Below are 25383 nucleotides of genomic sequence, written 5' to 3'. Positions count from 1 at the left end.
GCGTGAAGTTGCAACTGGTCGCCGTCGGCACCAAAATGCCGGACTGGGTACAAACCGGTTTTACTGAGTATCTGCGTCGTTTTCCAAAAGATATGCCGTTCGAACTGGTGGAGATCCCAGCAGGAAAGCGCGGCAAGAACGCAGATATCAAACGTATTCTCGATAAAGAGGGAGAACTGATGCTGGCTGCCGCAGGCAAAAACCGCATCGTGACCCTCGATATTCCGGGCAAACCCTGGGATACGCCGCAGCTGGCGCACGAACTGGAGCGCTGGAAGCAGGATGGTCGGGACGTCAGTCTGTTGATTGGCGGACCAGAGGGGTTATCTCCCGCCTGCAAAGCGGCAGCAGAACAAAGTTGGTCACTCTCGGCGCTGACGCTGCCCCACCCGCTTGTACGGGTTCTCGTGGCAGAAAGTTTGTATCGCGCATGGAGCATCACTACCAACCACCCTTATCACCGCGAGTAATGACTGACCAGGGTAATTTAAGCAGCGGATGAAACTACAGAATTCTTTTCGCGACTATACGGCTGAGTCCGCGCTGTTTGTGCGCCGGGCGCTGGTCGCCTTTACGGGGATTTTGCTGCTTACCGGCGTGCTGATCGCCAACCTCTATAATCTGCAAATTGTCCGCTATACCGATTACCAGACCCGCTCAAACGAAAACCGTATCAAGCTGGTGCCCATCGCGCCCAGCCGCGGCATTATCTACGATCGTAACGGCACGCCGCTGGCGCTTAATCGCACCATCTACCAGATAGAGATGATGCCCGAGAAAGTGGATAACGTGCAGGATACGCTGAACGCGCTGAGAAGCGTTGTCGACCTGACTGATGACGATATCGCTGCGTTCAAAAAAGAGCGCGCACGTTCTCACCGCTTCACCTCCATTCCGGTAAAAACCAACCTGACGGAAGTGCAGGTCGCCCGTTTTGCCGTTAACCAATACCGTTTCCCCGGTGTGGAGGTCAAAGGCTATAAACGCCGCTACTATCCTTACGGCTCCGCGCTGACGCACGTCATTGGTTACGTCTCCAAAATCAACGATAAAGACGTCGAACGCCTTGATAAAGACGGCAAGCTGGCTAACTACGCCGCAACCCATGATATTGGCAAGCTGGGGATCGAACGTTATTACGAAGACGTGCTGCACGGTCAGACCGGGTATGAAGAGGTTGAAGTTAACAACCGTGGCCGCGTGATCCGTCAGCTGAAAGAGGTTCCCCCGCAGGCGGGACATGACGTCTATCTGACACTCGACCTGAAGCTACAGCAGTATATCGAGACGCTGCTGGCGGGTAGCCGTGCTGCGGTTATTGTGACCGACCCGCGTACCGGCGGTATTCTGGCGATGGTTTCGATGCCAAGCTACGATCCGAACCTCTTCGTGGATGGCATCTCCAGCAAGGATTACTCCGGCCTGCTCAACGATCCAAACACGCCGCTGGTGAATCGCGCGACGCAGGGGGTTTATCCTCCAGCTTCAACGGTTAAACCGTATGTTGCCGTGTCTGCGCTAAGCGCGGGCGTCATCACCCGTAATACCAGTCTGTTTGACCCCGGCTGGTGGCAGTTACCTGGCTCTGAGAAACGCTACCGCGACTGGAAAAAATGGGGCCACGGCCATCTGAACGTGACCAAATCACTGGAGGAGTCGGCGGATACCTTCTTCTATCAGGTTGCCTACGACATGGGTATTGACCGTCTGTCTGAATGGATGAGCAAATTCGGCTACGGGCATTACACCGGCATAGATTTGGCGGAAGAGCGTTCCGGCAACATGCCAACCCGCGAATGGAAGCTGAAGCGCTTTAAAAAACCCTGGTATCAGGGTGACACCATTCCGGTGGGGATCGGCCAGGGCTACTGGACGGCAACGCCGCTGCAAATGAACAAGGCGATGATGATCCTCATTAACGATGGCGTTGTGAAAGTGCCGCACCTGCTGCAAAGCACCGTTGAAGACGGCAAAAAAGTGCCGTGGATACAGCCGCACGAGCCGCCGGTGGGTGACATTCATTCCGGGTACTGGGAAATCGCGAAAGACGGCATGTACGGTGTAGCCAACCGCCCTAACGGGACGGCGCACAAATATTTCGCTGGCGCACCGTATAAGGTAGCCGCGAAATCAGGTACGGCTCAGGTCTTCGGTCTGAAAGCGAATGAAACTTATAATGCACATAAAATTGCCGAACGTCTGCGTGACCACAAGCTCATGACGGCGTTTGCCCCTTATGATAACCCGCAGGTTGCGGTGGCGATGATTCTTGAGAACGGCGGCGCAGGCCCGGCGGTGGGTACCATCATGCGTCAAATCCTCGACCACATCATGCTGGGTGACAACAACACCGAACTGCCAGCTGAAAACCCGGCAGCCGCTGCGGCGGAGGACCAATAATCATGACGGATAATCCGAATAAAAAATCGCTGTGGGACAAGATCCACATCGACCCAGCCATGCTGCTGATCCTGCTGGCTCTGCTGGTCTATAGCGCCCTCGTTATCTGGAGCGCCAGCGGCCAGGATATCGGCATGATGGAGCGTAAAATCGGCCAGATCGCCATGGGTCTGGTCATTATGGTGGTGATGGCGCAAATACCGCCGCGCGTGTACGAGGGCTGGGCGCCCTATCTCTATATTTTCTGTATTATTTTGTTGGTGGCAGTAGATGCTTTCGGCGCCATCTCGAAAGGGGCGCAACGCTGGCTGGATCTGGGGATTGTCCGCTTCCAGCCGTCGGAAATCGCCAAAATCGCCGTCCCGCTGATGGTGGCGCGCTTTATTAACCGCGACGTCTGCCCGCCGTCGTTGAAAAATACCGCCATTGCGCTGGTGCTGATTTTCCTGCCGACGCTGCTCGTGGCCGCACAGCCGGACCTCGGTACTTCAATTCTTATCGCGCTCTCCGGCCTGTTCGTCCTGTTCCTGTCCGGCCTGAGCTGGCGTCTGATTGGTATCGCCGTGGTGCTGGTTGCCGCGTTTATCCCTATCCTCTGGTTCTTCCTGATGCATGATTACCAGCGTCAGCGCGTTATGATGCTGCTCGATCCCGAGACCGATCCGCTGGGCGCAGGCTATCATATTATTCAGTCGAAGATTGCGATTGGCTCCGGAGGCCTGCGTGGTAAAGGCTGGCTGCACGGTACGCAGTCGCAGCTCGAATTTTTACCGGAACGCCACACCGACTTTATCTTTGCCGTTCTGGCTGAGGAGTTAGGGCTGGTTGGCATCCTGGTGCTGCTTGCACTCTACGTGCTGCTGATCATGCGAGGTTTGTGGATTGCCGCGCGCGCGCAAACCACCTTTGGTCGCGTGATGGCAGGCGGATTAATGTTGATTTTGTTCGTTTATGTCTTCGTAAATATTGGTATGGTGAGTGGTATTCTGCCGGTTGTTGGCGTACCGCTGCCGCTGGTGAGTTACGGGGGCTCGGCACTGATCGTGTTGATGGCCGGGTTTGGTATCGTCATGTCGATCCATACCCACAGGAAAATGTTGTCCAAAAGCGTATAAAAATAAGGGGATCGCAATGCGTAAGCAGTGGCTGGGGATCTGCATCGCAGCAAGTTTACTTGCCGCCTGTACAAGTGATGATGGTCAGCAACAGGCAACCGTCGCGCCGCCGCAGCCTGCGGTCTGTAATGGCCCGATTGTTGAGATTAGCGGTGCCGATCCCGTTTATGAACCGCTGAACGCCAGCGTGAATCAGGATTATCAGCGCGACGGTAAAAGCTATAAAATCGTTCAGGATCCTTCCCGTTTCAGCCAGGCTGGCTTTGCTGCCATCTATGACGCTGAGCCCGGCAGCAACCTGACCGCGTCGGGTGAAACCTTCGATCCGATGCAGATCACGGCGGCACACCCGACGTTGCCTGTCCCGAGCTATGCGCGCATCACTAACCTGGCGAATGGCCGAATGATCGTGGTGCGTATCAACGATCGCGGTCCTTACGGCACCGATCGCGTGATCTCCCTGTCCCGCGCGGCGGCCGACCGTCTGAACACCTCAAACAATACTAAAGTGCGTATCGACCCGATTATCGTGGCGCAGGATGGTTCACTGTCTGGCCCGGGCACGGCCTGTACCACGGTCGCGAAACAGACCTATGCCCTGCCCGCTCGCCCGGATCTGAGCGGTGGTATGGGGGGCGCTTCAACGCCGGCAGAGCCCACACAGCCGCAGGGTGAAGTGCGCGCTATCAGCAACGATACGCTGCAAAGTGAAGACGCGACAGGCGCCCCGGTGAAAAGCAGTGGTTTCCTTGGCGCACCCACCACGTTAGCGCCGGGCGTGATTGAATCAAATGAACCTGCCCCAGCGCCTGCGCCCGTCGCTGCTGCACCCGCTACACAACCCGCCCCGGTGACCGCGCCTGCTGCTACGCAGACTGCGGCGCCTGCGACGGCGAGCGGCAGCTACGTGGTTCAGGTTGGCGCCGTCAGCGATCGGACCCGTGCAGAGCAATATCAGCAGCGTTTAAGCAAGCAGTTTGGCGTGCCAGGCCGCGTTGAGCAAAACGGTGCGGTATGGCGTATCCAGATGGGTCCGTTTGCCAGCAAATCGCAGGCAGCGTCCCTGCAACAGCGTTTGCAGAGCGAGGCGCAGCTCCAGTCGTTTATCGCTGTTGCAAAATAATTATTCGGTGGTATCCGAAATGTCAGTTTGTGTAAAGCACGTTAACACTCTCATGATGAAAGTCGGATGCCTGCCCGTATAGCATTTGCTATAGTAAGGCACTTTTTTTAATTCCATCACGGATGTCGTAGTTCTGACCATGAAGACCACTTTTTCTGCTCGTTTTGTGCAGCGCATGGCGCTGACCACGGCCCTTTGCGCTGCTGCGTTCTCCGCAGCTCACGCGGACGACCTGAACATCAAGACCATGATCCCTGGCGTTCCGCAGATCGACGCGGAATCCTACATCCTGATTGATTACAACTCCGGCAAAGTTCTGGCAGAACAGAACGCCGATGCCCGCCGCGATCCGGCCAGCCTGACCAAAATGATGACCAGCTATGTTATCGGCCAGGCCATGAAAGCAGGCAAATTCAAAGAAACCGACCTGGTGACCATCGGTAACGATGCGTGGGCAACCGGCAACCCGGTGTTCAAAGGTTCATCGCTGATGTTCCTGAAGCCAGGCATGCAGGTTCCGGTCTCTCAGCTTATCCGTGGCATCAACTTGCAGTCCGGTAACGACGCCTGCGTGGCCATGGCCGATTTTGCAGCGGGCAGCCAGGACGCATTTGTGGGCCTGATGAACAGCTACGTCTCCGCCCTGGGCCTGAAAAACAGCCACTTCCAGACCGTTCACGGCCTGGACGCCGAGGGTCAGTACAGCTCCGCGCGTGACATGGCGCTGATCGGTCAGGCGCTGATCCGCGATGTGCCAAACGAGTACTCTATCTACAAAGAGAAAGAGTTCACCTTCAACGGCATTCGTCAGACCAACCGTAACGGCCTGCTGTGGGACAACAGCCTGAACGTCGACGGCATCAAAACTGGCCACACCGATAAAGCCGGCTATAACCTGGTGGCCTCCGCCACTGAAGGCCAGATGCGTCTGATCTCTGCCGTGATGGGGGGACGTACGTTTAAAGGCCGCGAAACGGAAAGCAAAAAGCTGCTGACCTGGGGCTTCCGCTTCTTCGAAACCGTGAACCCGCTGAAAGCCGGTAAAGAATTTGCCTCTGAACCTGTCTGGTTTGGCGATAACGACCGCGCTTCCCTGGGCGTGGACAAAGATCTCTATCTGACGATCCCACGCGGTCGTATGAAAGATCTGAAAGCCAGCTACGTGCTGAATACCACAGAGCTGCACGCCCCGCTGCAAAAGAATCAGGTCGTGGGTACCATTAACTTCCAACTGGATGGCAAAACCATCGATCAGCGCCCGCTGGTGGTGCTGGAGGAAATTCCTGAAGGCAATTTCTTCGGCAAAATCATTGATTACATTAAGCTGATGTTCCATCACTGGTTTGGTTAAAAATTGAACACTTGAAAGTGTGATTTTGATCCCCATATACTACGTATCAGTAAAACTCCCGCCCCGTGGCGGGAGTTATTATTTTTTATACACACGCCGGAGCTGACATGAAAACCAAACTTAACGAACTGCTTGAATTCCCTACCCCTTTTACTTACAAAGTAATGGGTCTGGCGAAACCTGAGCTGGTTGATCAGGTGGTTGAAGTGGTACAGCGCCATGCGCCGGGTGACTACTCTCCATCAGTCAAACCGAGCAGCAAAGGTAACTACCACTCGGTCTCAATCACCATCACTGCGACACATATTGAGCAGGTTGAGACGCTGTACGAAGAGCTCGGCAATATCGAAATTGTTCGTATGGTGCTGTAGTCCCTCAGCGGTTACCCGGTTTGCCGGGTAACCCACTTCCCCGCTGTGATATACTCCCCGTTACCTATTCTCCCTTGTCTTCGGAGACGTCCTTTTGTACCAGGATAAAATTCTTGTCCGCCATCTTGGGCTACAGCCTTACGAGCCAGTCTCTCAGGCTATGCATGACTTTACCGATATGCGCGATGACACCACCCCTGATGAAATCTGGCTGGTTGAACACTTGCCGGTGTTTACTCAAGGCCAGGCAGGAAAAGCCGAACATTTATTGATGACGGGTGATATCCCGGTGATCCAGAGCGATCGCGGTGGACAGGTAACCTACCACGGCCCGGGCCAGCAGGTAATGTATGTCCTGCTTAACCTGAAACGCAGAAAGCTGGGCGTGCGTGAGCTCGTGACCTTACTGGAACAAACCGTGGTGAACACGCTCGCTGAGTACGGTATCGATGCTCACCCTCGCGCCGATGCCCCGGGCGTCTACGTGGGAGAGATGAAGATCTGTTCGCTGGGGCTGCGTATCCGTAAAGGCTGCTCGTTCCACGGGCTGGCACTGAATATCAATATGGATCTGACCCCTTTCCAGCGCATCAACCCATGCGGGTATGCCGGTATGGAAATGACGCAAATGCGCCAGTGGGTCGATACCGCCACCCCTGAGAATATCCGCCCCGTGCTTCTGAAGAAGTTTTTAGCGCTGCTTAACAATCCTGACTACGAATATATTGCTGCTTAACACACTTCCGGCAGTGGTTCGGTTATTTGACCAGCCACTGCTTAATTACCGCATTTACGCTTTACAATAAACCGCATATTCTATATTTTCGAGTCGCCCATATATTAGCGTCCCATATTAATTAGAACCTTAATAGTACCATCACCGGGTATCGTGTAACGTGCGTGATAATCACCCAACTGCTTGTTTTCGATAAACAAGGGAAACTTGCGAAACACTTTACGAATCTCTGCAAGCATAATAAATAAATTCAACTATCATTCATATTGTGAATGGATACGGAGTAAGAGCGTGGAGCCTACTAATTTACCAGCCAAACGCCTGAATGAAACCAGCGGCGAAGATAAGCCGCAAATTTTCCGGACTTTACGTAATATTGATCTCAATTTATTGACTATTTTTGAGGCGGTATATGTCCACAAAGGTATCGTTAATGCTGCGAAAATTCTTAATCTCACGCCCTCCGCTATTAGCCAGTCAATTCAAAAATTGCGCGCGATATTTCCCGATCCCTTATTTATTCGTAAAGGCCAGGGCGTAACCCCCACCGCGTACGCCACCCATCTGCATGAGTACATCAGCCAGGGTCTGGAATCGATTCTGGGCGCGCTGGATCTCACCGGCAGTTACGATAAGCAACGAACCATCACCATAGGCACCTCTCCCTCTGTGGGCGTTCTGGTCATGCCCGCTATTTACCAGGCTGTTAAACAGCATGCGCCACAGCTGCTGATCCGCAACGTGCCCGTTAACGATCCGGAAACTCAGCTGGCACAATTCCAGACGGACCTGATCATCGACAGCAACAGCTTCGCGGCCAGGGCATTAGGGCATAACGTTCTCTATACCGACTCTCTGGCGCTCGTGTGTCGTCAGAGTCATCCTGCTTTGGGCGCAGCTTTGACGCCTGAAAATTTGCGTCATTACGAACATGCAACCTTTATGTCCGAGGGGCAGGGTCCGGATCCGCTGCGCCAGCGTATTGACGAACTGTTCCCGGACCGTCTGATCAGCTTCAGCAGTTACAATATGTTTACCCTCGCGGCCCTTATTGGCAGCAGCGATTTGCTCTGTATTATGCCTGTGCGTCTCTTCACTCTGCTTCAAAAGTGCTGGCCGCTGGAGAGCATTCCATTGAGTCAACTTACGACGGAATCTGTTGAAATCTCACTGCATTACAACAAGCTAAGCCTGCGCGATCCGGTGCTGGAAAACGTCATTAACGTGATCCGCCAGGCGTTCTGATCCCGCCTTTCAGCACAAGCCCCTGCCGCAAGCGGGGCAAAAGGCACAAAACAACAACTATTTTACAAATTGGCGACCTGGCAGGCTGCTTTATCGCCCCTTTAAATGATATACTGCCTGTCGTTCGTTCAAAAATAGTTGATAATTACAACATTCCCTTGAATTGAAACGCTTTCCTTCGATATTCGCAACTGGAACACGCACGCTATGAGTAAACCCATTGTGATGGAACGCGGTGTTAAATACCGCGATGCCGATAAAATGGCCCTTATCCCGGTTAAAAACGTGGCTACAGAGCGCGAGGCGCTGTTAAGAAAACCGGAATGGATGAAAATCAAACTTCCGGCCGACTCTTCGCGTATCCAGGGGATCAAAGCGGCGATGCGCAAAAATGGCCTTCACTCTGTCTGTGAAGAGGCCTCCTGCCCTAACCTTGCTGAATGTTTCAATCACGGTACCGCGACATTTATGATTCTGGGTGCCATCTGCACCCGCCGCTGTCCGTTCTGTGACGTTGCCCATGGCCGTCCTGTTGCGCCTGACGCAAACGAACCGCAAAAACTGGCGCAGACGATTGCCGATATGGCGCTGCGTTATGTTGTTATCACCTCCGTTGACCGCGACGATCTGCGCGATGGCGGTGCTCAGCATTTTGCTGACTGTATTACCGCCATCCGCGAAAAAAGCCCGAACATTAAAATTGAGACGCTGGTGCCGGACTTCCGTGGCCGTATGGATCGCGCGCTCGATATTCTGACCGCGACGCCACCAGACGTGTTCAACCACAATCTGGAGAACGTACCGCGTATCTACCGTCAGGTACGTCCCGGTGCAGACTACAACTGGTCGCTGAAGCTGCTGGAGCGCTTTAAAGAAGCCCATCCGCATATTCCAACCAAGTCCGGCCTGATGGTCGGCCTGGGTGAAACCAACGCTGAGATCATTGAAGTGATGCGCGATCTGCGCCGCCACGGCGTCACCATGCTGACGCTGGGCCAGTACCTCCAGCCAAGCCGTCACCACCTGCCTGTACAGCGTTACGTGAGCCCGGATGAGTTCGATGAAATGAAAGCCGAAGCGATGGCGATGGGCTTTACCCATGCCGCGTGCGGTCCGTTTGTTCGCTCCTCTTATCACGCCGATATGCAGGCGAAGGGCGAAGAAGTGAAATAAAGCTGTAAAATTTATTTACAGTAAAACAAAAAACCGGCCTCGTGAGCCGGTTTTTTTATGCAAGCCTTGCAGCATTGCCATTACTCTTTGTGTGAAAGCTTCTGTGCAGTGATGTCATCTTCGGCGCTTTTCTTTGCTGCCGCGTCGTCATCGTTCATTGCTTTCTTAAAGCCCTTAATGGCAGCACCCAGGTCTCCACCCAGCGTGCGTAACTTCTTGGTACCGAACAGCAGGACGACCAGTGCGGCAACCACCAGCAGTTTGGTAATACTAATCTCACCCATAAATACCTTCTTTACATGAAACAGGCTGCATTCCGCCAAAAAACCTGAACGTATTAACGGTCATTTGGCGCGTGCACACAATAGCAATCTGTAACAAGGTGAATCAAGCATTGTTGAAAAAAACATCACATTAATTGCGGTGGCGCAAACCTGCGGTTGCGCAGAACAGGTAATTGCTGACGCGCAAGCGCTATTCGGGCGGAAATTATCTCCGTCAGCAATAACGCAGGCGTCTCCGCTGCTGCCGCAACCGTCACCCCCAGCGGATCGACAACCCTGCTCTGCCCGATATTTTTGTTACCACATTCACCCGCGGCTACCACGTAACAGGTGGTATCCAGCGCACGTGCTGCCAGCAGCGTCGCCCAGTGATGCTCCTTAAGCGGTCCTTTGACCCACGCGGCAGGCAGAACCAGCACCTCGGCCCCCTGCAATGCCAGGTTCAGCGCCAGCTCGGGAAAACGGATATCGTAGCAGGTCATCAGGCCAATCTTAAATCCCTCCACCTCAATCAGCGGCGGAATTACACTCCCCGGATCGACCAGGCGCGACTCCTGAACGCTGAACGCATCATACAGATGAAGTTTGGCGTAGCTCGCGACGATGGCACCCTCACGTATCGCCACCAGCGTGTTTACCGCGCGCCCCGGCGAGGACGTAATATGGACCGTCAATATGGTGGTGAGCGTGTTGCCAACGCTTTCGGCCAGCAGTCGTTTCAGAAACGCCCCTTCCAGCGTTTGCGCAGACTTTACCGACAGGTCTGGATCGCCATCATCACGGGCCAGTAACGCCTCGGGAAGTACCAGCAACGACGCCCCCTTTTGCTTCGCCTGATGCATCAGGGAGACGCATTTTTCCGCGTTTTCATTCCAGTCCGGCGTCACCGCGAACTGCCCTACTGCAACATACATAATTGTCTCCCGGTTCAAAACAGCGTTACACTCGACGCACTTACACAGCAAATAGCAGGTATTGACAGTGTTACAACTACTTATAGCCGTTTTTATTGGTGGAGGCACGGGTAGCGTTGCGCGGTGGCTCTTAAGCATGCGGTTTAACCCTCTGCATCAGGCCATTCCGATGGGGACACTGGCGGCAAATCTGATCGGGGCGTTTATTATTGGGATGGGGCTGGCCTGGTTTAATCGTATGACCAACATCGACCCTATGTGGAAGGTTCTGATTACGACCGGTTTCTGCGGCGGTTTAACAACGTTTTCTACCTTCTCTGCGGAGGTAGTATTTCTGTTTCAGGAAGGCCGGATGGGCTGGGCGCTGACCAACATTGCCGTTAACATGCTTGGCTCGTTTGCGATGACTGCGATCGCATTCTGGTTATTTTCCTCCGCCAGCGGACATTAAGCGCGGCAACCTTAATGTTGGCTTAATTTTTCTCTGTCACTCTTGGCTCAATATTGAACGAGGGTGATAGCATGAAAGAAACTCTGTCAGGCGTGGGTATGGTATTGCTAAGCGTCGCGATCGTCGCCAGCTTCCTGAAGATCTATCTTATTGGTTGATTCAGAACGAAAAAAACCCGCTCATTGAGCGGGTTTTGAAATTCTTGCTGACGCGTCTGAATTACAGAGCGATTACGTTAGCAGCAGAAGGGCCTTTGGCACCGTTAGTGATTTCGAACTCTACGCGCTGACCTTCAGCCAGAGTTTTGAAACCATTAGACTGGATTGCAGAGAAGTGTACGAACACATCTTTGCTGCCATCTTCAGGAGTAATGAAACCGAATCCTTTGGACTCATTAAACCACTTAACGTTACCTTTAATCTTAGACATCAAAATTACCTTTACATTAAAAAACGACACAAATGCTGTGTCGGGTATCAGTACAACAATTGTGAGGCGTTTTGTCCAGCGGATATTTGATAAAAAGTGACAAAAGTCGCGTTAATTTTCGCTGTTCGATTTTTATCCTTTACATTTCAGTGTCTGTGCGTTTTTTGGCCGATTTAGCAGAAAAATTCAGTTAAAACTGAAACCGCATCCAGGCAAAGTAAACGTTACCGTTGTTATAGGTACCCGGTATGTAGGTCATCTGAAACGTTGCCGGACCATAGCCGATGGAGGCAAGCGGCAGCAGTACCGGAACAGGAATGTATTTCCAGTTATCACGCGCCGTGAACCCTGCCGTATAGCCCAGCCCCAGACGGAAGTTGTCGTCTGATAACGGACGCCAGGTTTTTTCCCAGCCGTAGCCACCAATAGGCTCCCATTTATTGTAGGAGTCTTTAAACGCCATCAGGTACAGGCCATGCCAGTTACCTTTTTCATCCCAGCGAGACTGACCGAAGCCGGCCCCCCACGGACGCTCGTTATAACGGTCAGTTTTTTCTTTATCGTAGGCAAAACGTGCATGCCACGTAATGGCCGGAATATAGAGATCGTAATGCTCAGGTTCGTTCCATGTTTGCGCGACGTTATCCGTGAAGGTGGTGAACCAGCCTTTATCCGCTGTATTGCTCTCTGCATTAACAGCAGACGCAAACGATAACTGCCCAATAATAAACAACAAAATCAGGGGAAATTTAATTCTTACAATCACAATGCCATTACCATATTTAGTATTCGGTGCAGACCTTAACACAGAATACTTGAATGAACGCTTAACAGCATGGGTGTTATTCCTAATTACCATCCCGTCTCTGGGAATAATCTGAGGATACATAAACTGCATGCCTGAATAAGCACATGCAGTTGACATATTTAACGTTGATGTAACAATTTGTAGAGTGCAGGAATAACTAACATCGACAATAACGGTGCCGTTACCATGCCACCAATCATCGGCGCGGCAATACGTTGCATCACCTCCGAGCCACTCCCACTGCCCCACATGATGGGCAGCAGTCCTGCCATAATAGTGGCGACCGTCATCACCTTCGGACGCACGCGCAGCACGGCACCTTCGTGGATCGCCCGCATCAGCACCGTATTTCCCCCTTCAGGCTCCAGCCTGTGATATTTATCGAGCGCATGATTCAAATAAAGAACCATAATTACGCCGAATTCTGCCGCCACCCCGGAAAGGGCGATAAAACCAACAGCCCCCGCCACTGACAAATTATATTCAAGCAGCCACAATAACCACACGCCCCCAATAAGCGCGAACGGCAATGTCCCCATTATTATCAGGACATTTGATATCCGCCTGAAGGTTAACCATAAAAGGACGAATATAATCATCAGCGTGACAGGTAAAACTATTTTGAGCGTCGCGGTCGCCCGTTCCAGATATTCAAATTGCCCGGACCAGGAGAGAGACACGCCCTGCGGCAATACCACCTTCTCCTCCACCCGTTTTTGCATTTCATCCACGGCGGACTTCAGATCGCGCCCGCGCAAGTCCACGTAGATCCAGCTGGAAAGGCGCGCGTTTTCACTTTTTAGCATCGGTGGGCCTTCCGTCACGACAATATCGGCCAATTCCCCCAGCGCCACCTGGCTACCGCTGGCGGTCACTACCGGCAACATCCGCAACGTGTCGACGTTATCACGCAAATCGCGGGGATAACGCAGGTTGATGGGATACCGCTCGCGTCCCTGGATCACCTCGCCAATGTTATCACCCCCGACCAGCGTGGAGACCAGGCTTTGCAGTTCATCGACGGAAACGCCGTAGCGCGCGGCTTTTTGTCGGTCGATACGAATATCCACGTAGCGCCCGCCTTCCAGACGCTCCGCCAGCGCAGAGGAGACGCCAGGAACGCCCTTCACCACCTGCTCAATCTGCCGGGCCACACGCTCAATGTCGGCAATATTATTGCCGTTCACCTTAATGCCTACCGGGCTTTTGATCCCGGTTGCTAGCATGTCCAGACGGTTACGGACAGGCGGCACCCACACATTGGCAATACCCGGCAGCGACACGGTTTTATCAAGCTCCTCCACCAGCTTTTGCGGCGTCATTCCTGGCCGCCACTGCTCGCGGGGCTTAAAGTGAATGGTTGTTTCCAGCATGGTTAATGGCGCGGGATCGGTTGCCGACTCCGCGCGACCGGCTTTGCCAAACACACTCGCGACCTCCGGTACGCTTTTGATCAAGCGGTCCGTCTGCTGAAGCAGCCGCGATGCCTCGCGAGCAGAGATCCCCGGCAGCGTGGAGGGCATATAGAGTAAATCCCCTTCATCCAGCGGCGGCATAAATTCGCTTCCCAGGCGGCTCAGCGGCCACAGTGTGGCGATCAGCAGCAGACATGCCAGTGCCAGCGTCATTTTCGGGAAGGTCAGTACCTTGTCCAGCAGCGGCTCATACAGGCGGATCAGGAGGCGGTTGATCGGGTTTGCCTTCTCATCCGGGATTTTCCCGCGAATGAAAAAGCCCATTAGCACCGGCACCAGGGTGATCCCAAGCCCGGCGGCCACGGCCATCGACCAGGTTTTGGTGAACGCCAGCGGCGAGAACATTCGCCCCTCCTGCGCTTCCAGCGAAAAAACCGGTATAAATGACAGCGTGATGATTAACAGGCTGCAAAACAGCGCTGGTCCCACTTCAACCGCCGCCTTTTCCGCCAGACGCCAGTATTCCCCCGGCGCGGGCTCCTTGCCCGGATTATCATGCCGCCACTGCTCCAGCACCTTGTGCATGTTTTCAATCATCACAATTGCCGCATCCACCATCGCCCCGATGGCAATGGCGATCCCGCCGAGCGACATCATATTCGCGTTAATGCCCTGATAGTGCATCACCACAAAAGCCCCGAGGATCCCCAGCGGCAGAGAGACCATCGCCACCAGCGCGGAGCGCAGGTGGAACAGGAACAGCGCGCACACCAGTACCACCACGGCAAACTCTTCGAGCAGCTTGTGCGTCAGCGTTTTGACCGATTCCTCAATCAGCGTGGAACGATCGTAGACCGGAACAATCTCGACGCCCTGCGGCAGCGTTTTTTGCAGCTCGCTCAGTTTCGCTTTTACCGCACGAAGCGTTTCCAGCGCATTCTGCCCGTAGCGCATCACGATCACGCCGCCAGCGACCTCCCCTTCACCGTTAAGCTCCGCCACGCCCCGGCGGATCTCCGGGCCAATGCCAATGGTGGCGACATCTTTCAGCAGGACAGGTACGCCATCGCGGGTGGCGATCACCACATTGCGAAAATCCTCCAGCGAGCGCAAATAGCCCGTTGTCCGCACCATATACTCCGCTTCGCCCATCTCCAGCAGGGCGCCGCCGCTCTCTTTATTGGCGGCCTGCACCGCGCCCGATAGCTGGCTGTGGGTAATATTCAGCGCGCGCATCTTCGCCGGGTCCGCCACGATCTGATACTGACGCACCATTCCGCCAATGCTTGCCACTTCAGATACATTCGGTACCGTCTTAAGCTCGAACTTAAGCGTCCAGTCCTGAAGGGCCCGCAGATCTGCCAGGCTGTGTTTTCCACTACGGTCGATCAGCGCATATTCGTAGATCCAGCCCACGCCCGTCGCATCTGGCCCCAGCGACACCTTCACGCCTGGCGGAAACTGCGCCTGTACCTGGCTTAAATATTCCAGCACCCGGGATCGCGCCCAGTAGAGATCGGTGCCATCCTCAAACAGCACATACACATAAGCGTCACCAAACATTGAAAAACCACGCACGGTTTTAGCACCCGGCACGGACAACATGGAGGTTGTCAGGGGCCAGGTCACCTGATCTTCAATCACCTGCGGCGCTTTTCCGGGGTAACTCGCTTTGATAATGACCTGCACATCAGACAGATCGGGCAACGCGTCCAGCGGCGCGCGCTGCACCGCCCACCAGCCCCAGCCGGCCATCATCAGCGCGGCCAGGATCACCAGCAGGCGGTTACGCAACGAGGCGCGAATCACAGCGGCAATCATGGAGTCACCTCCGGCATCACGCTACGCAGGCTGGCTTCGGAATCAATGAGGAATTGCCCGGACGTCACCACCTTATCGCCCTCTTTGACCCCGGACAGGATCGCCGTCCAGCCCTGCGCCGTCAGGCCGGTTGTCACCGTCACAGGCTGGAAATAACCGTCCCCGGTGGCCAGCAGCAGACGCGCAGACTCTCCGCTGTTAATCACCGCCTCTTCCGGCACCGCCAGCACCGGCGGGCCTTTCAGCTCTTCCGCACGCCTGACGGAGAGGTACATGCCTGGCTTCAGCTTATGTGCGGTATTTTCCAGTACGATACGGGCTTTCAGGGTTCGCGTGGTCGCCTCCATCTGCGGCAGCAATTCGCTGACCGTGCCGTGGAATTGCTCCCCCGGCCAGCTTTCTGACGTTGCTACCACGTTGCTGCCCACTGCCAGAGACTGCGCCTGCGTTTGCGGGTAGTCGACCACCAGCCAGACCGGATCGAGGCTGGCGATCTCAAACAGCGGCGCCGTTGCGGTGATTTGCGCCCCTTCCCGCACGTCCAGCTTCACCACATAGCCCGCCCGGTCAGCGCGCAGGGTGAGCGTGGTCTGCGGCTTACCGCTACGCTCCAGCAAACGAATGACCTCTTCCGGCATAAACTGCAACGCCAGCCGCTCGCGTGCGGCGCGGGTCAATGCGGCATCGCCAAGCTGACGAACTGCGAGGTACTCCTGCTGGGCGGTGGTCCATTGCGGGATCCACAGTTGCGCCAGCGCCTCTCCGGCTTTCACCTGCTGCTGCGGCGCATTAACAAACAATTTTGACACCACGCCATTGGCCGGGGCTGACACCACCGAGACGTTACGTTCATCCGTTGCAACCGTGGCAAAGGCCGAGAACGGCGAAACCAGCTGGCGCATCTCAACGTTGGCGGTTTTCATCCCCAGGTTTTGCTGCTGTTGAGTGCTGATGGCCACACCTGACGCCGCCTGTGCTTCATCGGCGTAGCGCGGGACCAGATCCATATCCATAAAGGGGGATTTACCCGGCTTATCGAAGCGCTGACCGGGTACCATAGGGTCGTACCAGTAAAGCACCTTACGTTCAGAGGGTTGTGCAGCAGCAGCCGGCTGATGCGTCTGCTTCTGTCCGACAAAATAGCCGCCAGCGGCAGCTATCGCGATGGCAATCGCCATTAACGTTGTTTTTTTCATTGTGCCAGCTCCTGCGGGATCAGCCAGTTCACGGCAGCCCAGGTTCGCGCCATTTCGCGCTCCGCCTGGTTCACCGCCAGTTCCGTATCCAGTACGCCACGACGCGCTTCCAGCAGGGCCGGAAGCGCCGACTGTCCAGAGCGATATTGCGCCGTCAGTACCGCCAGCCGTTGACGCTGCAACGGTAGTACCTCGTCCCGCTGTCGCTGCCACACCGTTTGCGCAGCCTGATACTGCGCCACCAGCGTTTGCACCTGGGCAATGTGTTCACGTTTGAGCAGCGTCAGTTGATCCACCGCCTGCATTGAGCGGGAAACATCGGCGGCGTAATCTTTGTCCTGACGTTTTGACTGGAACAAAGGCAGATCCACGCTGAACATCACGCCAGCCATATCGTCATAGCCTTCGGCGCGGTGGGCGTAATAAACCTCCACATCCACATCGGGTATCGCCGCCACGGCAGATTGCGCTGAACGCGCTTTCGCGGTCTCGGCTTCACGTCGTGCGGCCTCCACTTCCGGGTGCCTGACGATCCCCTCCTGCAACGTTTTTTCATCGGCAGGAAGACGCTGATAGCGCGGCAGCGGACCGCGAACCGCCGTAATCGCGTGCCCCGTAAGCTCCAGCAGACGGCTTTGCGCCAGCTGCACATCCCGCTGCGCCAGCGTCTCTTTGTCGCGCATGGCGCTGAGGATCATTCGCAGGGCCAGTACGCTGTCCGGCGTTGCGCTTCCCGCCCCGACGCTCGCCTTCTGCACGCCGCGCTGGCGTTCCGTTTCGCGTACCAGCGTTCTGGCCGTGTTCAGCGCCTGCTGGGCCAGCGCCAGATCCAGCCAGGCCTGGGCGGTATCACGCTGAAGCGCGGCGCGGACGGCTTCGGATTTTGCCAGCACGCTTCGCGCCTGCGCCTGAAAGGTCTGCGCTTTACGTTCCCGCTTCTCTGAGCTGACGTAGCTTTGCATGATGCCAACCTTCTGCATGGTCATCCCTTCGCGCGTCAGCCGCCGATCGTTGCTGCCCTGTACCGGCACGTTTTCGATGCCGAATTTCAGTTTCGGGTCAGGTAATTGCATGGCGGAATCCGCCATCGCATCCAGCGCCTGCGCTTCGTTACGGCTGGCAGAGAGTTCTGCCGAGTAGCGCTGGGCTTCGGTCAGGGTGTGTTCGAGCGTCCACGGCTCCGCCTGCGCGGCGGAGGTTAACAGGCCGAACAACACCCCACCGAGCCACAGGCTCAGTGTGTGTTGTTTCATGGTGACCTCGCTTAGCGCGCTGGCGTCAGCGAGATAATCTGGAAACCGTCACCCGCACGCTCAAGCGTGAAGGTCACTTCATCCCCTGGTTTGGCATCATTCAGCGTGGCGCCGGCAGATAAAGTAAACGGCATGGTCATTGCTGGCCATTTTAGTTCCGGTATGGCCTCGTGCCGGAGCATGACGGCGCTGTCAGAGATCGACTGAACCACGCCGTGGCCCTGCCAGGTCTGGTTTGCCTGAACGGTATAAGAAGCGAAAGAGACGGACGCGCCAACCAGCGCGGAAAGGAATACGGTACGCATGATAAAACTCCTGTTAAACGTTAAGTAAATAAAATCAACGAATTAACAGGTTTTTACTCCCGAAACCGGCAGTAGCGGATCGTTGCCGGCGGCCCCACAGCAGGAGGGGTAACGGACCACGCAGAATGGCTTGCAGACGAGCACTCTGGGGTCGTTAAGGTCAGGGTCATGGCGGCAGGCAGCGCCACCAGATGCGGCTGGGCAGGATCTTTTTGTACCTGATCCGGCACACAATGCTTTTCACACAGCGGTGAAGCACCGGCAGCATAATGCGGCCCCGGTTGCGCCATCATCTCCATATGCTGGATGGTGGCTACCTCACCGCGCAAATCCATTGAACATTGATGGGAGGCGACGGCCACCTGACTCTGGATCAACAGCCAGCCAAACGCCAGCAAAAACATCAGCAGATGTTTTTTGATAAAGCGCAGGCGATATGTCCAGCTGGCGTGCATATTCAGATCGTCGGATAGGGTAAAAGTGAACCGAGTATAAGCAGGCAAAAGAATGAAAGAGAAGTGGTTTTAAAGAGATTTACGTTTTAAATCGATTCTCGGCAAGTAATACTCAAAACCTTAACACTTCACCATCAATTTAATGACATATAATATCTATTCATCAGGTCAATAACGTCTTAATATAAATGACGCAGGGTTAGCAAAAATATCGTCATCAGTGCCTTTAGTAGTCTCTTTCTTGATTTTAATCAGCAAGGACTGGACATTTATTCGGCACATTTCAGCTTCTTTTTTATTGATTATTTGTCTCTCGGGCAGCAAGGATACAGGGGAAATCATGCTTACTTTTCTCGAACTCCTCATTGGAGTCGTGGTCATTGTCGGTGTAGCACGCTACATCATTAAAGGTTACTCAGCCACCGGCGTGCTATTTGTCGGCGGCCTGACGCTGCTGATCATTAGCGCGCTAATGGGTCATCAGGTTTTACCCGCCAGCGAAGCCAGCACCGGATATACCGCTACCGATATTGTGGAATATATAAAAATTCTGCTGATGAGCCGCGGCGGCGACCTGGGCATGATGATCATGATGCTCTGCGGTTTTGCTGCCTATATGACCCATATCGGCGCGAATGATATGGTGGTAAAGCTGGCTTCTAAGCCGCTGCAATATATTAATTCCCCCTATCTGCTGATGGTCGCGGCCTATTTCCTGGCCTGTCTGATGTCATTAGCCGTTTCCTCAGCAACGGGTCTTGGTGTGCTGTTAATGGCAACGTTATTCCCGGTAATGGTTAACGTCGGGATCAGCCGTGGCGCAGCGGCGGCTATTTGCGCCTCTCCGGCGGCGATTATTCTCTCCCCTACTTCCGGTGACGTAGTGCTGGCCGCAAAAGCCGCGGAAATGTCGTTGATTGACTTCGCCTTCAAAACCACACTGCCGATCTCCATCACCGCTATTCTCGGCATGGGCGTGGCGCATTTCTTCTGGCAGCGCTATCTCGATAAGAAAGAGAACGTCAGCCACGAAATGATGGACGTCAGCGAAATCACCACTACCGCCCCGGCGTTTTATTCCATCCTGCCCTTCACGCCGATTATTGGCGTGCTTATTTTCGACGGCAAATGGGGCCCGCAGCTGCACATCATCACTATCCTGGTGATCTGTATGCTGCTGGCGGCCATCCTGGAATTCGTTCGTGGTTTTAATACCCAGAAAGTGTTCACGGGTCTGGAAGTTGCCTTCCGCGGTATGGCGGATGCCTTCGCGGGCGTGGTGATGCTGCTGGTTGCCGCGGGGGTGTTTGCCCAGGGGCTGAGCACCATCGGCTTTATTCAGAGCCTGATCTCTATCGCCACCTCGTTCGGCTCGGCCAGCATTATCCTGATGCTGGTGCTGGTGGTGCTGACCATGCTGGCGGCGATGACCACCGGCTCCGGTAACGCGCCGTTCTACGCCTTTGTTGAGATGATCCCTAAGCTGGCGCACTCCTCCGGCATCAACCCGGCTTACCTGTCCATTCCAATGCTTCAGGCTTCCAACCTGGGTCGTACCATTTCTCCGGTATCGGGCGTGGTGGTTGCGGTTGCGGGGATGGCGAAAATCTCTCCGTTTGAAGTGGTAAAACGCACGTCAGTGCCGGTGCTGGTTGGCCTGATTATCGTTATTATCGCCACCGAAGTGCTGCTTCCCGGCGCTGCCTAAGCGAAATTCCTGATTTCCAAAAAGCGCCTGCGGGCGCTTTTTGTGCTTTAATAACCCCCAGAAATTAATCGCGCCCAACCAATCAGGAAAGCAAATGTTCAGGAAGGATATCGTTATCCCGTCTGGCGCAGTAGCGCTTGCACTCTGTGTCTTCTCAATTCAGGCAGATCCGCTTAAGCCAACCCAGTACGGCGATTTCGATCGCTACGTTCTGGCCCTTTCCTGGCAAACCGGATTTTGCCAGAGCATGGTCGAACGTAACCGTGACGAACCGGAAGAGTGTCGCCTGCAAAAAGAGAGCAGCAACAAAACCGATTTTCTGACCGTCCACGGCTTATGGCCCGCGCTGCCGAAATCTATTGCCGCTCGCGGAGTGGATGAACGCCGCTGGATGCGCTTCGGCTGTGCCACTCGTCCGGTTCCGAATATGCCGGAAGCAAAAGCCAGCCGCAAATGTGACGCCGCAGAGACCGGACTATCGCTAACCGGCGCGGCGAAGCTGAACAGCGTGATGCCCGGCGCGGGCGGCAACTCCTGCCTTGAACGTTATGAATACGCGAAACACGGCGTCTGCTTTGGTTTTGATCCCGACGCTTACTTCGGCACCATGGTGCGCATGAACCAGGAAGTGAAGCACAGCGCGGCAGGAAAATTTCTGGCGGAAAATTATGGCAAAACCGTCCGCCGCAGCGACTTCGATGCAGCCGTGGCCAAAAGCTGGGGGAAACAGAGCGTAAAAGCGTTCAAGCTTACCTGCCACGGCAATCCGGCTTATCTGACCGAGATGCAGATCTCGCTGAACGCCAGCACCATCAACAACCCGCTCTCTGCCGGCTCCTTTGCGCCACAGCCGCATCCGGGCAACTGCGGCAAACAGTTTGTCATTGATAAAGCCGGTTACTGATGCTGCGCCGGGCACCTTTTTGCCCGGTTTTTCATTGATTTCCGTGATATGACGATTAACCTCACACTTCCGCTCACACGCATCATTTTTCCAGCAAAAGCATTATTAATCCGGTAAACATCACTGAAACCTCCCCGCCATAATCATGGCGTTATCTACAGGAGGAATTTCACATGGCTAAAAAACTGATTGCACTGTGCGCCTGCCCGATGGGCCTGGCACATACCTTCATGGCAGCCCAGGCGCTGGAAGACGCGGCGACGGAAGCCGGTTATGAGGTAAAAATTGAAACCCAGGGCGCGGACGGGATCCAGAATCGCCTGACCCCACAGGATATTGCCGACGCTGACATTATTATCCACGCCATCGCGATCACCCCGGAAGACAATGAGCGCTTCGAAACGCGCGACGTGTATGAGATTACGCTTCAGGACGCTATTAAAAACGCGGCAGGCACCCTGAAAGAGATCGAAGAGATGATTGCAGCAGAACAATAATAATCCTCACACCCAGGGGTTTTCGTCATGGCTATTAAAAAACGCAGCGCGGTTCGCCCGGACAGTCACGAGGGTGACACACTTGCCATCAAATCCGCACCGGTTGCCGCCGGTGCGTCTTTCTGGAAAGAGCTTCCACAGCACATTATGTCGGGGATATCCCGCATGGTGCCAACGCTTATCATGGGCGGGGTTATCCTCGCCATTTCACAGCTCATCGCCTACGTCTGGCTGGAGATCCCGCCTGACACCGGTATTCTCGACGCGCTTAACTCTGGCAAATTCACCGGTTTCAATCTCTCGGTATTGAAATTTGCCTATCTGACCGAATCGTTCGGCGGGCTGCTGTTCAGCTTCGCCATCCCGATGTTTGCCGCCTTTGTCGCCAACTCTATCGGCGGAAAGCTGGCCTTTCCGGCCGGGTTTATCGGTGGCCTTGTCGCCACGCAGCCGACGCTGGTGCTGAACTTTGATGCGGAAAAACTGACCTGGCTTGCCACCAAACCCGTGCCCTCCACGTTTATTGGCGCGCTGATTATCGCCATAGCCGCAGGCTATCTGGTCAAATGGCTGAATAGCCGTATTAACGTACCGCAGTATCTGCTGGCCTTTAAAAGCACCTTTCTGATCCCAATCCTCTCGGCGCTGTTTGTGATGCTGGCGATGTATTACATCATCACGCCGATTGGCGGCTGGCTGAATGCAGGTATGCGGACCGTACTGCTGGCGGCGGGTCAGGCGGGCTCCATGATGTATGCCATCGGGATGGCGGCGGCCACGGCGATCGATCTCGGCGGCCCCATTAACAAAGCGGCGGGATTTGTTGGCCTGGGGCTGACAACCGATCATGTCCTGCCCATCACCTCCCGCGCCGTGGCGATTGTTATTCCGCCCATTGGTCTGGGGCTGGCCACGCTGATTGACCATCGTCTGACCGGCAAACGACTGTTTAGTCCGCAGCTTTATCCGCAAGGCAAAACGGCCATGTTCCTCGCCTTTATGGGCATCAGTGAAGGGGCCATCCCGTTCCTGCTGGAAAATCCGCTTGCGACGCTGCCGGCGTATATGGCGGGTGCGATCGCGGGTGCGATGACCGCCACCGCGCTCGGTGCCGTGCAGTGGTTCCCTGAATCGGCGATCTGGGCGTGGCCGCTGGTCACCAATCTGGGGGCGTACATGCTCAGTATTGTGGTCGGGGCGGCGATCACCGCGCTGTTGGTAGTGATTATTCGTAACAGTCTGCACAAGCGCGGAAAACTCGCTATCGACACGCTGTAACGGGGTGAAACATGGAACTACTGAGAAAGCTTCGTGCCTGGCTGGCTGCGGAAAAACTGGACGGCGTGCTCATCTCTTCGCGCCAGAATAAACAGCCGCACCTGGGCATTTCAACCGGTTCGGGATATGTGCTGGTGACACAAACCGCGGCACATATCCTGGTAGATTTCCGTTACTACAGCGATATCGCTCCACGAGCGGCGGGCTATGAGATGCATCTGCTTAACACGGAGAACCCGTTTGCGCAGGCGATGAACCAGATTATTGCGAAGGACAATCTCGCCCGTCTTGGCTTTGAGGGTGAATACGTGAGCTGGCAAACAGGCGTGCTGTGGCGCGATACGCTGAATACCACCCTTTGCAGCACCTCGCTCGACGCGCTGCGGCAGATAAAAAGCGCTGACGAAATCGACCGTATCCGTGCAGCATGCGGCATTGCCGACCGCGCCGCACGACACATCCGGCGTTTCATTCAGCCCGGTATGCGCGAGCGTGAAGTCGCTGCCGAGCTGGAGTGGTTTATGAAGCAGGAGGGTGCGGACAAGCCCTCTTTCGACACCATTGTCGCCAGCGGGCCGCGCGGTGCGCTGCCCCACGGCAAAGCCTCTGACAAAGTGATTATGCCTGGCGAGATGATCACCCTTGATTTCGGCGCCCAACACCAGGGGTATTGCTCGGATATGACAAGGACCTTTCTTGTCGCCGGGCAAAACACGCCGCCGGAGGAGCACCCTCTCTATGCGGTGTACCAGATCGTTCTGGCGGCACAACAGGCGGCCATTGATGCCATCCGCCCCGGCGTTTCCTGTAATCAGATCGATAGCGCCGCACGTTCCGTGATTGAACGTGCAGGTTACGGCCCGCAGTTCGGGCATAACACCGGCCATGCCATTGGTATTGATGTCCATGAAAATCCACGTTTTTCCCCTACCGACCGCACCCCGTTGCAGCCCGGCATGGTGCTGACCGTTGAACCGGGGATCTACCTTGAACACCAGGGCGGGGTACGAATTGAAGATGTGGTGCTGGTGACGGAAACGGGCGCCGAGGTGCTTTATACCCTCGACAAACGGCTATTGCTGACGGGAGAACAAGAGTGGACAGAGATTTACTGCGCGCCCTGAGCGAAGCAGACGCCATTGCGGCCTCAGAGCAAGAGGTGCGCGACATCCTGCTCAGTGAGGCGCAAAAATACCATAAAGAGGTTCAGTTTGATGGGCTGGGTTCCGTGCTTATCCGCGTCAACCAGAGCCGGGGCCCGAAGGTGATGGTCTGCGCCCATATGGATGAAGTCGGTTTTATGGTGCGTAGCGTCTCGCGCGAAGGGGCCATTGATATCCTGCCCATCGGCAACGTGCGCATGATGGCCCGTACCCTTCAGCCGGTGCGCATCACCACGCGTAACGGGGAAAAAATACCGGGACTGCTGGATGGGGATCTGAAAGGAGAAAACGTTGACAATTTGCGTGTCGACATTGGCGCGACGTCGGCGGAGGAGGTGTTCGCCGCCGGTATCGACGCAGGCGACCGCGTGACGTTCGATACACCCTTTCAGACCCTTCCCCACAATCGGGTGATGGGTAAAGCCTTCGACGATCGTCTCGGCTGTTACCTGCTGATCGCGCTGCTGCGCGAGCTGCACCAGACGCCGCTCGACTGCGAGCTTTGGCTGGTGGCCAGCTCAAGTGAAGAGGTCGGCCTGCGCGGCGGCCAAACCGCCACGCGTGCCATTCATCCTGATATCGCGCTGGTGCTGGATACCGCCTGCTGGTCAAAAAATTTCGATTATGGCAGCGCCAACCATCGCCAGATCGGTGCGGGCCCGATGCTGGTGCTGTACGACAAAACGCTCATCGCCCCAGCCAAACTGATTGCGCTGGCTGAGACGATCGCGCGCTCGCAAGGGATCCCGCTGCAAAAAGACATGTTCAGCAACGGCGGAACGGACGGCGGGGCGATCCATCTCTCCGGCACTGGCGTGCCGACTCTTGTGCTTGGTCCCCCGACCCGACACGGGCACTGCGCGGCATCCATTGCCGACGAAAAAGACATTCATCACACCCAACAACTGCTTGTCGCGCTTGTGGCATGCATGAACCGTGAGACCGTGGATCATCTGACGGACTTCAGATGCTGATCTCACGCGGCCAG

The 25383-nt window shown here is 55.2% G+C and carries 25 protein-coding genes; 16 read left to right on the top strand and 9 right to left on the bottom strand.

All coding sequences use genetic code 11. The features are described from left to right. Nucleotides 1-2: 2 nt before the first annotated feature. The 9 genes from rlmH to lipA all read left to right on the top strand — a co-directional run bounded on the left by rlmH (nt 3) and on the right by lipA (nt 9514). Nucleotides 3-470 carry a 23S rRNA (pseudouridine(1915)-N(3))-methyltransferase RlmH gene (gene rlmH, locus RS584_RS06095; protein WP_003858701.1) on the top strand — a complete coding sequence of 156 codons (468 nt, stop codon included), beginning with the start codon at nt 3-5 and terminating at the stop codon, nt 468-470. Between the two features lie 28 nt (nt 471-498). Further along, entirely contained in the window at nt 499-2400 is a 1902-nt protein-coding gene (gene mrdA / locus RS584_RS06090; RefSeq protein WP_015571138.1) for a peptidoglycan DD-transpeptidase MrdA, read from the top strand. 2 nt (nt 2401-2402) lie between these two features. After that, complete coding sequence (gene mrdB, locus RS584_RS06085; protein ID WP_015571139.1) at nt 2403-3515, top strand: peptidoglycan glycosyltransferase MrdB; 1113 nt, start codon at nt 2403-2405, stop codon at nt 3513-3515. 16 nt (nt 3516-3531) lie between these two features. Next, nucleotides 3532-4638 (top strand): endolytic peptidoglycan transglycosylase RlpA, encoded by a 1107-nt coding sequence (gene rlpA, locus RS584_RS06080; RefSeq protein ID WP_315749103.1) that lies wholly within the window; start codon nt 3532-3534, stop codon nt 4636-4638. A 139-nt stretch (nt 4639-4777) separates the two neighbouring features. After that, a complete protein-coding gene (gene dacA / locus RS584_RS06075) occupies nt 4778-5989 on the top strand; it encodes a D-alanyl-D-alanine carboxypeptidase DacA (RefSeq protein WP_003858714.1) in 1212 nt (403 codons plus the stop codon). A 107-nt stretch (nt 5990-6096) separates the two neighbouring features. Continuing rightward, nucleotides 6097-6360, top strand: a complete 264-nt coding sequence (gene ybeD / locus RS584_RS06070) for a DUF493 family protein YbeD (protein ID WP_003858718.1) — start codon at nt 6097-6099, stop codon at nt 6358-6360. Between the two features lie 94 nt (nt 6361-6454). Continuing rightward, nucleotides 6455-7096 (top strand): lipoyl(octanoyl) transferase LipB, encoded by a 642-nt coding sequence (gene lipB, locus RS584_RS06065; RefSeq protein ID WP_017382471.1) that lies wholly within the window; start codon nt 6455-6457, stop codon nt 7094-7096. 291 nt (nt 7097-7387) lie between these two features. Continuing rightward, nucleotides 7388-8341 (top strand): YbeF family transcriptional regulator, encoded by a 954-nt coding sequence (locus tag RS584_RS06060; protein WP_032647690.1) that lies wholly within the window; start codon nt 7388-7390, stop codon nt 8339-8341. Nucleotides 8342-8548: 207 nt separating this feature from the next. Further along, entirely contained in the window at nt 8549-9514 is a 966-nt protein-coding gene (gene lipA / locus RS584_RS06055; protein WP_006809637.1) for a lipoyl synthase, read from the top strand. Between the two features lie 80 nt (nt 9515-9594). On the opposite strand, the gene tatE is transcribed toward lipA, so the two are convergent. Together tatE and RS584_RS06045 are read right to left on the bottom strand one after the other, a co-directional pair. Further along, on the bottom strand, nt 9595-9798 hold the full coding sequence (tatE, locus tag RS584_RS06050; protein ID WP_003858723.1) for a twin-arginine translocase subunit TatE: 204 nt from the start codon (nt 9796-9798) through the stop codon (nt 9595-9597). 125 nt (nt 9799-9923) lie between these two features. Further along, the gene (locus tag RS584_RS06045; RefSeq protein ID WP_047717940.1) at nt 9924-10712 is read right to left on the bottom strand and encodes a deaminated glutathione amidase; all 789 of its coding nucleotides are present in this window, start codon (nt 10710-10712) and stop codon (nt 9924-9926) included. A gap of 67 nt (nt 10713-10779) precedes the next feature. Here RS584_RS06045 and crcB point away from each other — a divergent pair, with 67 nt between their 5' ends. Further along, on the top strand, nt 10780-11163 hold the full coding sequence (gene crcB / locus RS584_RS06040) for a fluoride efflux transporter CrcB (protein WP_017382474.1): 384 nt from the start codon (nt 10780-10782) through the stop codon (nt 11161-11163). A gap of 219 nt (nt 11164-11382) precedes the next feature. Here crcB and cspE read toward each other — a convergent pair whose 3' ends face one another. The 7 genes from cspE to RS584_RS06005 all read right to left on the bottom strand — a co-directional run bounded on the left by cspE (nt 11383) and on the right by RS584_RS06005 (nt 18845). Continuing rightward, on the bottom strand, nt 11383-11592 hold the full coding sequence (gene cspE / locus RS584_RS06035) for a transcription antiterminator/RNA stability regulator CspE (protein ID WP_002439184.1): 210 nt from the start codon (nt 11590-11592) through the stop codon (nt 11383-11385). Between the two features lie 190 nt (nt 11593-11782). Then, complete coding sequence (gene pagP, locus RS584_RS06030; protein WP_032647688.1) at nt 11783-12358, bottom strand: lipid IV(A) palmitoyltransferase PagP; 576 nt, start codon at nt 12356-12358, stop codon at nt 11783-11785. A gap of 161 nt (nt 12359-12519) precedes the next feature. Continuing rightward, nucleotides 12520-15636 carry an efflux RND transporter permease subunit gene (locus RS584_RS06025; RefSeq protein WP_315749102.1) on the bottom strand — a complete coding sequence of 1039 codons (3117 nt, stop codon included), beginning with the start codon at nt 15634-15636 and terminating at the stop codon, nt 12520-12522. Beyond that, on the bottom strand, nt 15633-16832 hold the full coding sequence (locus tag RS584_RS06020) for an efflux RND transporter periplasmic adaptor subunit (RefSeq protein WP_315749101.1): 1200 nt from the start codon (nt 16830-16832) through the stop codon (nt 15633-15635). Before RS584_RS06020 ends, RS584_RS06025 begins: the two co-directional genes overlap by 4 nt. Continuing rightward, on the bottom strand, nt 16829-18085 hold the full coding sequence (locus RS584_RS06015; protein ID WP_315749100.1) for a TolC family protein: 1257 nt from the start codon (nt 18083-18085) through the stop codon (nt 16829-16831). Before RS584_RS06015 ends, RS584_RS06020 begins: the two co-directional genes overlap by 4 nt. 11 nt (nt 18086-18096) lie before the next feature. Further along, a complete protein-coding gene (locus RS584_RS06010) occupies nt 18097-18390 on the bottom strand; it encodes a copper-binding protein (RefSeq protein WP_045328957.1) in 294 nt (97 codons plus the stop codon). 53 nt (nt 18391-18443) lie between these two features. After that, complete coding sequence (locus tag RS584_RS06005; protein ID WP_032620077.1) at nt 18444-18845, bottom strand: hypothetical protein; 402 nt, start codon at nt 18843-18845, stop codon at nt 18444-18446. A 340-nt stretch (nt 18846-19185) separates the two neighbouring features. Between RS584_RS06005 and dcuC the strand changes: the two genes are divergently transcribed. The 6 genes from dcuC (at nt 19186) to ypdE (ending at nt 25369) form a co-directional block, all read left to right on the top strand. Next, the gene (gene dcuC, locus RS584_RS06000; RefSeq protein ID WP_045328961.1) at nt 19186-20553 is read left to right on the top strand and encodes an anaerobic C4-dicarboxylate transporter DcuC; all 1368 of its coding nucleotides are present in this window, start codon (nt 19186-19188) and stop codon (nt 20551-20553) included. A gap of 94 nt (nt 20554-20647) precedes the next feature. Further along, on the top strand, nt 20648-21457 hold the full coding sequence (rna, locus tag RS584_RS05995) for a ribonuclease I (RefSeq protein ID WP_003858741.1): 810 nt from the start codon (nt 20648-20650) through the stop codon (nt 21455-21457). Nucleotides 21458-21630: 173 nt separating this feature from the next. Next, nucleotides 21631-21954, top strand: a complete 324-nt coding sequence (locus tag RS584_RS05990) for a PTS fructose transporter subunit IIB (protein ID WP_017382483.1) — start codon at nt 21631-21633, stop codon at nt 21952-21954. Nucleotides 21955-21981: 27 nt separating this feature from the next. Then, entirely contained in the window at nt 21982-23232 is a 1251-nt protein-coding gene (locus RS584_RS05985) for a PTS fructose transporter subunit IIC (protein ID WP_015571150.1), read from the top strand. A gap of 11 nt (nt 23233-23243) precedes the next feature. Beyond that, a complete protein-coding gene (ypdF, locus tag RS584_RS05980; RefSeq protein ID WP_315749099.1) occupies nt 23244-24356 on the top strand; it encodes an aminopeptidase in 1113 nt (370 codons plus the stop codon). Then, nucleotides 24329-25369: an aminopeptidase gene (ypdE, locus tag RS584_RS05975; RefSeq protein ID WP_017694324.1), complete on the top strand. Its 1041-nt coding sequence runs from the start codon at nt 24329-24331 to the stop codon at nt 25367-25369. The genes ypdF and ypdE overlap by 28 nt, the downstream gene beginning before the upstream one ends. Nucleotides 25370-25383 lie beyond the last annotated feature (14 nt).

This window comes from Enterobacter sp. DTU_2021_1002640_1_SI_PRY_ASU_LCPMC_013 (genome assembly GCF_032389435.1).
Classification (GTDB): domain Bacteria; phylum Pseudomonadota; class Gammaproteobacteria; order Enterobacterales; family Enterobacteriaceae; genus Enterobacter; species Enterobacter hormaechei_C.
Note: the sequence above shows the minus strand (reverse complement) of the source record. Positions and strands in the feature narration are given on the sequence as shown.

Excerpts from the sequence above, each read along its gene's own strand:
- mrdA (WP_015571138.1), top strand. The coding sequence starts at position 499 with ATGAAACTACAGAATTCTTTTCGCGACTATACGGCTGAGTCCGCGCTG.
- mrdB (WP_015571139.1), top strand. The coding sequence starts at position 2,403 with ATGACGGATAATCCGAATAAAAAATCGCTGTGGGACAAGATCCACATC.
- rlpA (WP_315749103.1), top strand. The coding sequence starts at position 3,532 with ATGCGTAAGCAGTGGCTGGGGATCTGCATCGCAGCAAGTTTACTTGCC.
- dacA (WP_003858714.1), top strand. The coding sequence starts at position 4,778 with ATGAAGACCACTTTTTCTGCTCGTTTTGTGCAGCGCATGGCGCTGACC.
- ybeD (WP_003858718.1), top strand. The coding sequence starts at position 6,097 with ATGAAAACCAAACTTAACGAACTGCTTGAATTCCCTACCCCTTTTACT.
- lipA (WP_006809637.1), top strand. The coding sequence starts at position 8,549 with ATGAGTAAACCCATTGTGATGGAACGCGGTGTTAAATACCGCGATGCC.
- tatE (WP_003858723.1), bottom strand. The coding sequence starts at position 9,798 with ATGGGTGAGATTAGTATTACCAAACTGCTGGTGGTTGCCGCACTGGTC.
- RS584_RS06045 (WP_047717940.1), bottom strand. The coding sequence starts at position 10,712 with ATGTATGTTGCAGTAGGGCAGTTCGCGGTGACGCCGGACTGGAATGAA.
- cspE (WP_002439184.1), bottom strand. The coding sequence starts at position 11,592 with ATGTCTAAGATTAAAGGTAACGTTAAGTGGTTTAATGAGTCCAAAGGA.
- RS584_RS06025 (WP_315749102.1), bottom strand. The coding sequence starts at position 15,636 with ATGATTGCCGCTGTGATTCGCGCCTCGTTGCGTAACCGCCTGCTGGTG.
- RS584_RS06020 (WP_315749101.1), bottom strand. The coding sequence starts at position 16,832 with ATGAAAAAAACAACGTTAATGGCGATTGCCATCGCGATAGCTGCCGCT.
- RS584_RS06015 (WP_315749100.1), bottom strand. The coding sequence starts at position 18,085 with ATGAAACAACACACACTGAGCCTGTGGCTCGGTGGGGTGTTGTTCGGC.
- RS584_RS06010 (WP_045328957.1), bottom strand. The coding sequence starts at position 18,390 with ATGCGTACCGTATTCCTTTCCGCGCTGGTTGGCGCGTCCGTCTCTTTC.
- RS584_RS06005 (WP_032620077.1), bottom strand. The coding sequence starts at position 18,845 with ATGCACGCCAGCTGGACATATCGCCTGCGCTTTATCAAAAAACATCTG.
- dcuC (WP_045328961.1), top strand. The coding sequence starts at position 19,186 with ATGCTTACTTTTCTCGAACTCCTCATTGGAGTCGTGGTCATTGTCGGT.
- rna (WP_003858741.1), top strand. The coding sequence starts at position 20,648 with ATGTTCAGGAAGGATATCGTTATCCCGTCTGGCGCAGTAGCGCTTGCA.
- RS584_RS05990 (WP_017382483.1), top strand. The coding sequence starts at position 21,631 with ATGGCTAAAAAACTGATTGCACTGTGCGCCTGCCCGATGGGCCTGGCA.
- RS584_RS05985 (WP_015571150.1), top strand. The coding sequence starts at position 21,982 with ATGGCTATTAAAAAACGCAGCGCGGTTCGCCCGGACAGTCACGAGGGT.
- ypdF (WP_315749099.1), top strand. The coding sequence starts at position 23,244 with ATGGAACTACTGAGAAAGCTTCGTGCCTGGCTGGCTGCGGAAAAACTG.